The 12,305-nt window shown below is 41.8% G+C and carries 6 protein-coding genes; 2 read left to right on the top strand and 4 right to left on the bottom strand.

Annotated features, from left to right (window positions below; translation table 11 throughout):
• Nucleotides 1-84: 84 nt before the first annotated feature.
• Both AAG747_RS03400 and eno read right to left on the bottom strand, forming a co-directional pair.
• On the bottom strand, nt 85-690 hold the full coding sequence (locus AAG747_RS03400; protein ID WP_346819712.1) for a DUF2911 domain-containing protein: 606 nt from the start codon (nt 688-690) through the stop codon (nt 85-87).
• A gap of 164 nt (nt 691-854) precedes the next feature.
• A complete protein-coding gene (eno, locus tag AAG747_RS03395; RefSeq protein WP_346819711.1) occupies nt 855-2,132 on the bottom strand; it encodes a phosphopyruvate hydratase in 1,278 nt (425 codons plus the stop codon).
• 406 nt (nt 2,133-2,538) lie between these two features.
• On the opposite strand from eno, the gene AAG747_RS03390 reads away from it, so the two are divergent.
• Complete coding sequence (locus AAG747_RS03390; RefSeq protein ID WP_346819710.1) at nt 2,539-5,712, top strand: sensor histidine kinase; 3,174 nt, start codon at nt 2,539-2,541, stop codon at nt 5,710-5,712.
• A gap of 50 nt (nt 5,713-5,762) precedes the next feature.
• Here the strand turns inward: AAG747_RS03390 and AAG747_RS03385 are convergent, their stop codons facing one another.
• Entirely contained in the window at nt 5,763-8,393 is a 2,631-nt protein-coding gene (locus tag AAG747_RS03385; RefSeq protein ID WP_346819709.1) for an MGH1-like glycoside hydrolase domain-containing protein, read from the bottom strand.
• 181 nt (nt 8,394-8,574) lie between these two features.
• Nucleotides 8,575-9,771 carry an ATP-binding protein gene (locus AAG747_RS03380; protein ID WP_346819708.1) on the bottom strand — a complete coding sequence of 399 codons (1,197 nt, stop codon included), beginning with the start codon at nt 9,769-9,771 and terminating at the stop codon, nt 8,575-8,577.
• A gap of 594 nt (nt 9,772-10,365) precedes the next feature.
• Here AAG747_RS03380 and AAG747_RS03375 point away from each other — a divergent pair.
• The gene (locus AAG747_RS03375; protein WP_346819707.1) at nt 10,366-11,697 is read left to right on the top strand and encodes a DUF58 domain-containing protein; all 1,332 of its coding nucleotides are present in this window, start codon (nt 10,366-10,368) and stop codon (nt 11,695-11,697) included.
• The last annotated feature ends 608 nt before the right edge of the window (nt 11,698-12,305 follow it).

Below are 12,305 nucleotides of genomic sequence, written 5' to 3'. Positions count from 1 at the left end.
TTGAATAATTTAAGAATATAGTGTACAACGTATAATAAAATAAACGTAACAAGGGGAAACAGATCCGGCTTACATACTTCTTCCCTACCGGGCCTCTTCGAGGGTAAGGTCAAAGCGCAGCTTTTCCCACTGAAATATAAGTTTGTTTGTCGTGTCTATGGAAAAGGTAAGGCGTTCCGTGATTTTGTCTTGTCTTTGAGGGGTAACAGTCACCCGTAAGGCATCACTTTCCGGTTGATAGTTGTAAGCCCCCCACTGGTCTTCAGTTTCCTTGTTGAAAATCACGGTCCACTGTTTTTCATCAGGAAGGGTGAACAAGGTATAGGTGCCGGCTCCCAGTTTTTGGCCTTCAATCCATACATCTTTTTCAAAACGGATGATATTGGCTTCGTTGGCTCCGGTTCTCCATACTTCGCCATAGGGCACCAACTGCCCCCATATTTCCCTATTCCGTACGGCAGGTTGACTATAGGTTAAGTGGATAGGCACCCCTCCTACTTCTCCCGTTAATTCCGCCGGGGGACTGGCTTTTTGGCTTTCTTTTTCAGCCTTGGAGGTTGTTACCGTCTCGGTTTCGGTAACTTTCACATCATTGGCTTGTTGTTCTTTTTGGCAACCCCACAGGGCTATCGAGAACAAACATATACAAGAAACAATAAAGGCAGGATTGATCACGTAATTTTTTTTCAAAAAGTTAATTTGAGTATTTCACAAAACAAATTTTACCAACATCCTTGGCTCACAGCCTCAGCAAATTAGCAATACAAAGATCTCATCTTCAAAAAATTATCCATAAAAAAATCCGGCAATATTTAATACTATTGCCGGATTTTGTAAGAAGTATATCAGAAAAACTAGAAATTAGCTCCGGGGAAGTAAGCGATTTCGCCTAATTCTTCCTCGATGCGAAGTAACTGATTGTATTTTGCCATACGGTCGGTTCTGGAAGCCGAACCGGTTTTGATTTGTCCGGTGTTCAAGGCTACCGCCAAGTCCGCAATAGTAGCATCTTCCGTTTCACCAGAGCGATGAGACATTACATTGGTGTACTTATTGCGTTTTGCCAGGTTGATCGCATTGATAGTTTCGGTCAAAGTACCGATTTGGTTTACTTTGATCAAGATAGAGTTAGCAGCTCCCATGTCAATCCCTTTCTTCAAGCGATCCACATTGGTCACAAACAAGTCATCCCCTACCAATTGTACTTTATTTCCAACCAAATTGGTTAATTCCAACCAACCGTCCCAATCATCTTCGTACATACCGTCTTCGATAGAACGGATCGGATATTTTTCCGCCATATCTTTCAGGTAGTTTGCCATTTCGGAAGGAGTCAGTTTTTCACCGCTGGATTTATGGAAATGGTAAACATTTTCATCTTTCAAATAGAACTCAGAACTTGCTACATCCAAAGCAATTTGTACATCCTCAGCCGGACGGTACCCTGCTTTTTCAATCGCTTGTAAGATCACCTCAATCGCCTCGTCATTGCTACCCAAGTTAGGAGCAAAACCACCTTCGTCTCCAACGTTGGTTGACATTCCTTTGTCCCCCAATACTTTTTTCAAATGATGGAAGATCTCCACTCCCATTTTCAATGATTGGGAGAAAGACTCCGCATTGGTAGGCATAATCATAAACTCCTGGAAGTCGATAGAGTTATCTGCATGGCTACCACCGTTGATGATGTTCATCATAGGTACCGGCAACGTGTTTGCATTTACACCCCCCACATATCGATATAAAGGCAAACCGGCTTCCACTGCGGCAGCTTTAGCTACGGCCAGCGAAACGCCTAATATAGCATTAGCGCCTAATTTTCCTTTGTTAGGCGTACCATCCAATTCAATCATGGTACGGTCGATCAGGTTTTGCTCAAAAACAGAAAATCCGATCAACTCTTCAGCAATAGCTACATTCACATTTTCTACGGCTTTCAACACTCCTTTCCCCATAAAAACAGAGGCATCTTTGTCTCTCAACTCCACCGCTTCATGTGCTCCGGTAGAAGCTCCTGAAGGAACAGCAGCTCTTCCAATTATTCCGTTGTCAGTGAGTACTTCCACTTCTACAGTGGGGTTCCCTCTGGAATCCAGTATTTGTCTGGCGTGAATGTTTTGAATAAAACTCATGTGGAATTTTTCGTTTATTTGTAAAATAATTTCGGTCAAATATAGGGAATTATCAGGCATTTTTAATGTTTTTCCCTTTATTCTTTTGTGGCTTTTTTCCTTTGAAAAAGATCCTTTTTCAGCTGCATTTCCGAGCGGATTTTCGCTAGAGTTGTTCTTTTACTTTTCCCCGGTCCAAGCCCTGTCTCTTGCCTTGTCTGGCCTATGGGTTTTTAGCGGAATAGCGGGTTCCGCCAGCTTCTCTCAAAAGATAATCTCAAATGGCGGTTCCTTACCCATAGCATTCTAGCGTTCAATTCCTTAAATTTGTGTAATCAATCTAAAATCAGGCAACCTTAAGTATTGATGCCGGATGATTTAAAGTAAACTAAACCAAACAATTAATCAATCAAAAGGGGCGAATAACGTGAACTTAAAAGCTTGGATTTTTCTACTCTTCCTCTTAAGTTATCTTTCCGTAACCGGTCAAATTAAAAACAAAGGTATTCCCTTATTAGAGGTATATACCAGTCAGGAATATGCGGCCAGTGCTCAAAACAGAGACATCCTTCAAGACCACAGGGGGCTTATGTATTTTGCCAACGGTGAAGGGGTTTTGGAGTTTGATGGCAACCAATGGCAACTGATTGAAATCGCTAACAAAGCACCAGTGAGCTCTTTGGGCATCGACTCTTCCGGTTATATATATGTAGGGGCCCAGGCTGAATTAGGCTTTTTAGCTCCGGACTCATCCGGCCAACTCCTCTTCCATTCATTGATCGACAAACTTCCTATCGAACAACAGGGCTTTGAGAGTATTGTGGCTACGAATACCTTAAAAGATCAGGTGTTTTTTCTGAGCAGACGACAACTATTTGTGTATCAAAATGCCACTTTTACTATTTTCAACAGCAAGACCGAATATACCCAAAGTGCTTTGATTGAAGGGGTTTATTACCTTATAGAAAGGGGGAAGGGCCTGATGAAATATCAAACGGGCAAAATATGCAAAGTACCCGGAGGCGAATTCTTTGCCGACAAACATGTAGAAGCGCTTTTACCCTTTGAAGGACACACACAAATCCTGATATATATAAAAGAAGAGGGTTTTTATTTGCTCGACACGCAAACCGGGCAGAGGCAAGTTTTTATCACCGGGGTGGACAACTTATTGAAAAACACCCGGATCACCTGTGCAAAAAAGATTACCTCTCCTTTTTTCAACAATACATTTTACGCCATCGGTACCCAACGCAAGGGCCTCTTGATTGTAGACCGTACCGGTAAGCCCATTCAGCATATCAATCACTCCAAAGGCTTGCCTACCAATCAGGTGCTGGCAATGGAGATGGACGAAACAGGGAACTTATGGTTGGGACTGGACAACGGCATAGTCATTGCCACCATCAGCTCGCCCTTTTCGGTTTTCCAAACGGTAGGTCTTCCCTTGAGTATCTCTCATTCCAACGACACCCTGTATACAGGCACGACTCAAGGAATTTACTCCATTCCTTGGCAACATTATCAAAACCCGGTCAAACTTCATTCGCAATTTCAATTACTGCCTTCTTCCAAGGAACAATGTTGGTTTACCGGGGAATTTAACCGGCATATGCTATTTGCACATACTGAAGGGTTATATGCTCTCAGAAATGGTAAAATCCGGAAAATCACCTCCGAAGAGGTGCGCAATATTATTCCCTTTAAAAATGATTCTACCAAACTACTAGCTTGCACACATCACCATGGAATAGGGGTATTGAGCCTGGAAAACGGAGAATGGCAACTTACCCAAATGATCGAAAGCCTGAATGTGTGTGGGAAATACGTTGCCATAGACACTCAGAATCAAATATGGGTTACACACCCTTTTAAAGGAATTTACAAAGTACAACTCGATAGCAGTCTCAGCCAAGCCCGGACGGTTGATTTTTACGATACGACATATGGCCTCCCCTCCCACTTGGGGAATTATGTATTTGACTTGGGCAATGAAGTTGTCTTTGGTACCAACAAAGGCATTTATCAATATAATGCCGACTTGAATGGTTTTGAGCCTCATTCGGGTTTTTCCGGTTTTGTTGATTTTACACAACCCGTAAAGCACTTAGCCAAAGACCCCTATGGCAATTATTGGTTTCAGAATGGCAATGAAATCAAAACGGCATATTTGCAAGAGGACGGGACCTATCAAGTGAAGAGTCAGATCTTTAATAAAATACAAGGAATAGAGCTTTTTTCCATTTACCCGATAGATAACCGGAATGTATTTTTTGCTTCGGCCAAAGGCTTGATTCATTATGATCCGATGGTGGGTGAAACCCAAAATTTATATGTCAAACCGGCCTTTAATACCTTTATCCGGAAAATCCGTTTGGCAGACAATGACTCGGTCCTTTTTGCCGGCACCACGCTTTCTCCCGAGGGAAAACTCACCGGGCATCCCCCCGGTACTAAAAAACTGCGCTTGCCCTATTCACAAAACCGCTTGCATTTGGAAGTAGCAGCTACTTGGTATGAAAAGCCCAAAGATATACTTTATCAATACCGTTTGGATGGCTTGGACCAAGGCTGGTCGAATTGGACTCAACAAACCGAGCGGGAATTTGTCAATCTATCCCCCGGGAAATATACATTTCATGTACAAGCCAAAAACAGTGTAGGTACCATTGGTAAGACCGCCAGCTTTTCGTTTTCCATACTTCCCCCCTGGTACCTGACCAAACTGGCTATGCTTCTGTATTTTCTCTTATCCGCTTTCTGCCTCTGGGCGATTATTCAATGGAGAATCCGCAAGCATTTAAAGGAAAAAATTAAGTTGGAATCTCTGGTGAAAGAACGTACCTCCAAAGTACTGGAACAAAAGAAGGAGATCGAAACTCAAAAGGAGAGCATTACAGAACAAAATGCAAAACTCCTGGCCCTCAACCAAGAAAAAAACCATTTGATTGGCATTTTGGCTCACGACATGCGCAACCCCTTGCACCAGATCAAAATGATTACGGCTGTACTCCAAAAAGACTATGAGGAGGGAAAAAAAGATTTCGGGATCATTACAAATGCCGTGAATTATATTGATTCGATGATTTCCAAAATTCTGGACTTGGAAGCCATTGAATCGCAACAACCCAACCTGCAACGGACCGAAGTGGACTTGGCAAGGATATTACAGGAATGTATTCACAACTTAACGTCCAACGTTCGACAAAAACAGTTGCAATGGCAGACTGCAAACCTGGAACCCGGCCGGTTTATAGCCCGGTTAGACAATCAATACACCTATCAGGTCTTTGAAAATTTACTCTCTAATGCCATTAAATTTTCACCTTATGGTAAAAATATTTACCTCCGTATTTTCCATCAATCATCTAAAATCATTGTTGAAATCAAAGACGAAGGCCCAGGGATCAAGCCGGAAGAGCAGAAGTACTTATTCAAGAAATTTCAAAAATTATCGGCCCAACCTACCGGAGGAGAGCAATCTATTGGCTTGGGTCTTTCGATTGTAAAAAAATATGTAAAAGCCATGCAGGGTGAAGTAACTTGCCATAGTAAAGAAGGAGAAGGGGCCACCTTCAGAGTGGCTTTTAAAGAAGCTTAGAACGCAAAGTAGCAACCGTCCAGGTTGTAAAAGCCTGGACGGTTGCCGAATTATTTTTCATATAGGTCATCAATCAAATTGGCCACCAGGCCTGTCCAACCCGTTTGATGGGAAGCTCCCAGGCCTTGTCCCGAATCCCCATGAAAATATTCGTAAAAGAGAATATAATCTTTAAAATGAGGATCTTTTTGAAATTTTTCATTGTCGCCAAACACTACCCTTTTCCCATCCTTTCCTTTCCGGAAAATATTCACCAAACGCTCTGTCAATGCCCGGGCGATTTCCTTTAAGTTTTTCATCTGTCCCGATCCGGTAGGGTATTCAAATTTCAAGGCATCTCCGTAAAATTCATAAAATTTATACAGGGACTCTAGCAACATAAAATTGACCGGAAACCAAATAGGCCCCCGCCAATTCGAATTGCCTCCGAACATACTGGAGTCCGACTCACCCGGAATATAATTAATGGAATAGACTTGGTCTTTGAGTACGAATTCGTAAGGATTTTCTTCGTGAAATTTGGACAATGCCCGTACGCCAAAATCCGATAAAAATTCCTTTTCATCCAGCATCTTTTGCAAGAGGCATTTCATCCGGTGCTTCCGGACCAATGCCAACATACGTGATTCGTCTTTTCCATGTTCGATCCATCGTGAAATCAGGTTGGCTAAATCCGGACGGTTTTTCAAGGCAAACTCCAGTCTCCGGGTAAACTCCGGATTCTTCTGCAATAGTCCATGGGAGAATACTTCTACGGCAAACAGAGGCAGCAACCCTACCAAAGAACGGACTTTCAATAGCTTCCCTGCCTGGTGTGGGAGGTGTACTTTATCGTAATAAAATTCATCTTCTTCATCCCATAGCGAATCACCCTTCTCGTCCACAGAGGTCAAGGCCTGTGCAATCATCAGGAAGTGTTCAAAAAACTTGGAAGCCGTTTCCTGGTAATAGCCCTTGTCTTTTGACAATTCCGCAGAAATTCTCAACATATTCAAAGAATACATTGCCATCCATCCCGTGGCATCGGCTTGTTCAATGGAAGCCCCCAGAATTACCGGAGTATTCCGGTCAAATACCCCGATGTTATCCAAGCCAAGAAAGCCCCCTTCAAACAAGTTATTTTCATCACTGTCTTTTTGATTGACCCACCAAGTAAAGTTCATCAGTAACTTGACAAAGACTTTGGCCAAAAAGTCCGTATCTCCCACCCCATCGTTCATCGCCTTGTCAATGGTATACACTTTCCAGGCGCCCCAGGCATGTACGGGAGGGTTTACATCGCTAAAACTCCACTCATAAGCCGGAATTTGCCCATTGGGATGCATATAGTATTCGCGCAAAAGCAACAGAAGCTGTCTTTTGGCAAATTCGGGATCTATTTTGGCTAAGGTGACACAGTGAAAAGCCAAGTCCCAGGCGGCATACCAGGGATACTCCCATTTGTCAGGCATGCTGATGATGTTGTGGTTGACCAAATGCCGCCAACGGCTATTTCGCCCGTGTTTTCTGGATTTGGGCATTTTGGGCTGCACGGGGTCCCCTTTAATCCATTGATCCACATTGTAATAATAAAACTGTTTGTTCCACATCATTCCGGCATAGGCCTGCCGTTGGATGTTTTTCAAATCGGGATCCGTCACTTTTTGTTGCATTTCCTCATAAAAGAGGTTTGCTTCCTGAAGCCGCTTATCGAATACCTCGTCAAAATCGTCAAAAGGGTGTTCTCTGTTTTTTTGAGAGAGCCGAAATTCAAATACTTTACTTGCTTGCCCTTCCAACATTACCTGGTAGTGCAAGCCGGCTTTGGTACCTTGCAGGTTGGGATTAACGTACTGCCGGTCCCCGCTGGTGATAAAGTTATTGATCCCGTCTTTGTAATACTTATTGGTCTCTGTTACTCCTTCAAAGCGCTCGATATTGGTATTGTTATCACAAAACAACAATTCAGGATTCCCTTTGTAGTAAAACTGATAATTGCCCACTTCCCGATGCTCTAGCAGCAATGGAAGCCCCGGTTGACAATACACTTTGGGCTGATAGCTATCCAAGCCCCAAGACCAAGTGTTCCGGAACCACAATGTGGGAATCAGGTGAAAAGGGGCCTTCTTTTTAGAGCGGTTATGCACGGTGGTTCTGATTAAAATATCATTTTCATCCGCTTTGGCATATTCAATAAAAACGTCAAAATACTCGTCTTTATCAAAAATTCCCGTATCTACCAATTCGTATTCGGGCTCTGATTTGGTCCGGTTCCGGTTAGCTGTCACCAAATGCATATAGGGAAATTCACTTTGCGGATATTTGTACAGCATCTTCATATAGGAATGTGTAGGCGTAGAGTCCAGGTAATAGTACACCTCCTTTACATCTTCCCCATGATTGCCTTCTCCGTTGTTCAAGCCAAACAAGCGTTCTTTGAGGATGGAATCCTGGCCGTTCCAAAAGGCAAAAGCCATACAGATAAACTGTTGATTGTCGCTAATACCGGCAATTCCGTCTTCTCCCCAACGGTACGCTTTACTCCGTGCCATGTCATGTGTCAGGGAGTCCCAGGCATTTCCATGCTCGCTATAATCTTCTCTGACGGTTCCCCATTGCCTCTCGGACAAATAGGGTCCCCAAGTTTTCCACCCATGATTATTCCGGGTGATTCTCAGTCTGATTTTCTCAGGGTTACTCATTCGTAATATATCTTATGGACCTACTGACAGGGCCTTTGCCAGTGGTCATGGGTTCAACATTCAATTATCGGTCCCCATCCATTCTCATGATCCTTTTTTCTTGGGGACTGTTGGCTTATACGGCATCCATACCCTTAACGATGAATTTATCCTATCCGGCATGTTCGTACTTTCGCCCCTCTTAAGTTGTTGTTTGGACGTTTTTTACCGTTTGAAAATCCACGGTAAAGGTTGCTCCTTTATCCAGTTCGCTTTCGCAAGTGATCTCAGCCTTCATCTCTTCTACCAGTTTTTTTACAATCGAAAGGCCCAAGCCATTGGAGGGTTCACCGGCAGTAGGTAAAGAAGATAATTTTCTGAATTTCTTAAATAAATACTTCTGTTCTTCTTTTTTAATCCCCTGCCCCTGATCTTCTACTTCCACTCTACAACGGCCGTCCGAAGCCCGTAACCTTACAGTGATTTGTTTGCCGGAGGGAGAAAATTTCACGGCATTGGAAAGCAAATTTTCGAAAATTTGTTCTACCAGGGAAGGATCGATCAGCGCTTTGACGGATTTGTCTTCCACCTCCAGAAACAACTGAATTTGCTTTTCGGAGGCCCTTGATTGATAACTTTGTACTACATTTTCCAGATAAGGATATAGAGGTGTCAATTCCAGGTTGACGGTTACACTTTTAGATTCCAGTTTATTGACATCCAGGATCTGTGTAATCATATTACTGAGCCGCTTGGTAGACTGGTCAATAAGTTCTATATAGTTTTTTTGTTCCGGTGTTAAATTGTGTGATGTCAATTGAATAATATGAATTAGGCCGATTATATGACTTAAGGGGCTTTTCAAATCATGGGCAACAATATTGATCAGTTGATTTTTTTCTTTATTCAACTCGATCAATTGGGCATTTTTTTGTTGGAGTTCATCGGTACGCTCCTCTACCTTTTTCTCAAGTTCCGAATTGATTTTGGTCAAGTCTTGTATCAAATATTTGTTCTTTTTCTTCAGTTCATAGGCCTCTATGGCGCTATCAATGGTCATTTTCAGTTCTTCACTCTTCCAGGGTTTGAGGATGAAACGTGCCACCTGCCCACGGTTGATGGCATCCAACAGGTCCTGATTTTGGCTATTTCCTGTCACCACCATTCTGCCTACCTCCGGATACGAGGAGGCCACACATTCCAGCATTTCAATACCGGTCATTCCAGGCATATATTGATCGGCCAATACTACATAAATTTCGTGCTTTTTTAAGATCTCCAAACCTTCCTTTGCACTTTGGGCCGAATAGATCCGGTACTCTTGCTTGAAGTTGGCTTTAAAAGCTATTATGTTTTGCTGCTCATCATCAATAAAAAGAATGGTAGGTTTGTTTGTCATATAAGAGGGCTTAATGAGTAAAATATGATTCTAAGGGGAAGAGGATTTTATTTGTCAGTAATCAAATTTACAAGCTAAAAGGTTAATTACCAGCAAAGTGACCTATAAATACAAGGAAAAAACCCTTGATACAACTTTATAAGCCTCCTGATAAAGGTACTTTTCTTTTTACGTTTATCCCTTTTTAGAGAATATGCTTGACTTCCACTGCGGAAATACACTTTGTTAGCGAAAAACGGCTAAAAAATCCCGTACATCTTTATTAAAAGGTAACAGATCGAATTTGTTTTGATGAACGTTTCATACGAATTACAAACAAGAAGATAACTGAATTTCAACTTATAATAAAGTAAGTTCTGAAAATTTATCAGAGGAAATCCGATTTCCTTCCTTCCCTTTAGTTCCAGGGCTATTTTCATTACTTGTTTCCCTTCGGCTGCGCGTTCTTTTGGATTCATCACAAGCCTTGGCCCGGTATGTCTCGGATGTTTAGGAAAAGTTTTATAACAGTCTTAAAAATTCTATTCAAACTTTTTTAATAAGCCTTCCTCCGCTTAACTTTATGACTTATTGCTTGACTAAAAAGTATCTCTTGTGAAGTTTATCAAATCCTTTTACCTCCATAAGCGTTTATTCATCGCATTGGGTATCAATATATTTCTCTTTATTTTGGGCTTTAGCTTCTCGCTATGGTTTACGGTAGCCAAAGTATACTTCATCAGTTTGGCCGCTCTGTTTCTTACGGATATTTTACTTTTATATCGTTTGCCTAATGGGGTAGAAGCCCAACGGATCAGCCCTCAAAAGCTTTCCAATGGTGATGAAAACCCGATATATATAGAAGTTTTCAACGCTTATAAATTTCCCGTACAAGTACAAATCATAGATGAACTGCCTTATCAGTTTCAAATCCGGGATATGGAAATCAACGGGCGTCTGGCGTCTGGCACCTCCCAAACTTACCAATATTCTCTACGCCCTGTCAAGAGAGGCGAATATTTGTTTGGCTCCATCAATACGTTTGTGAGTTCTCCCTTGCGTTTGGCTGTCAGAAGGTATCAGCTTAAACAAGAAACCACCCTTCCCGTATACCCTTCATTTTTACAAATGCGGCAATATGAACTTCTGGCCATCTCTAACCGGCTCAGTGAGCTAGGCATCAAAAAGATTCGCAGGATTGGTCATAACATGGAGTTTGAGCAAATTAAAGAATATGTGGAGGGCGATGATTACCGCTCGATCAATTGGCCGGCTACGGCCCGCAAACATGCCTTTATGGTCAATCAATTTCAGGACGAACGCTCTCAACAGGTATATGCTCTGATTGACAAAGGGCGGGTTATGAAGATGCCTTTTGAAGGGATGACCTTGCTGGACTATGCCATCAATGCCAGTTTGGTAATCAGCAATGTGGCAATACGAAAGCAGGACAAGGCCGGCCTGATTACTTTTAACAAAAAGGTAAAAACGGTACTGCCGGCATCGAACCGAAACAGCCAGATGAAACAAATTCTTCAGACTTTGTACAAAGAGAAAACAGCTTTTAAAGAATCAAACTTTGAACACCTGTATGTACAGGTAAAAAGACAGATCAGTCAACGAAGCCTCTTACTACTTTTTAGCAACTTTGAAACGCTGTCGGGTATGGAAAGGCAACTCAAGTATTTGAAAAGCCTGTCGAAAAGTCATTTACTGGTCGTGATCTTTTTTAAAAATACGGAACTGCACGAAGTCATTCATTCCTACCCTAAAACTACCGAAGAGTTGTATTTGAAAACCATTGCTGAAAAACTGGCCTTTGAAAAACGGCAAATCGTAAAAGAACTTCAGCGGCATGGGATTCAAAGTATTCTCACGGCTCCGGAAGAGCTTACCGTTAATACGCTCAATAAATACCTGGAACTCAAAGCCAGGGGTTTGATTTAAAGCATGTGTAAATTTCATCCTTTGGATTTTAAACCTGTTCTTAAAAGCGATGAGGTGTTTTAAATAGTGGGCATTGCAGCTATTTAAAGAGGGTAAACAGCCGCCTCAGCAAGATTGCTGTTCGCAATTGTTTTTTGCAAAATGCTACCGGTCTGATTTACTGAACTATTCATTTTGTCTACAAGTGCGTTTACTTCCTTTAAGCCTCTCAACAAAAAAATAAAAAATAGAAGATTTGTTTATCTAAGATTTTTTTAATAGAAGGTTTTTCGTTTAGAATATTTTCGTATTTTTGTTTTACTATTAGTAAATATTAATGTTTTACATTAAATATTTCTTTTTCATAGCTGGTTGAAAGAATCACAATGGGTAGATGTACATCTACCCTTGTGTATTTTTAAGCCTTTCGTTTTTTTGCTATTCCCTCTCTTCTTCTCCGCTACTTTCTTTTTTTAATTTCTGTCCCTTAGTTACCACCTCCTTCTTACCAAAGCAATTTGTTTCTATGGCTTGATGATAAAGCAGTCTTCTGTCCATCCGAGGAAACAACATCGGTTGCTTTCGCTTCTCTTATTATATTATATAAAAGCTCAAAGCCACCCGGATTG

The sequence above is a fragment of the Rapidithrix thailandica genome (genome assembly GCF_039710355.1).
GTDB classification, from domain to species: Bacteria; Bacteroidota; Bacteroidia; order Cytophagales; family Flammeovirgaceae; genus Rapidithrix; species Rapidithrix thailandica.
Note: the sequence above shows the minus strand (reverse complement) of the source record. Positions and strands in the feature narration are given on the sequence as shown.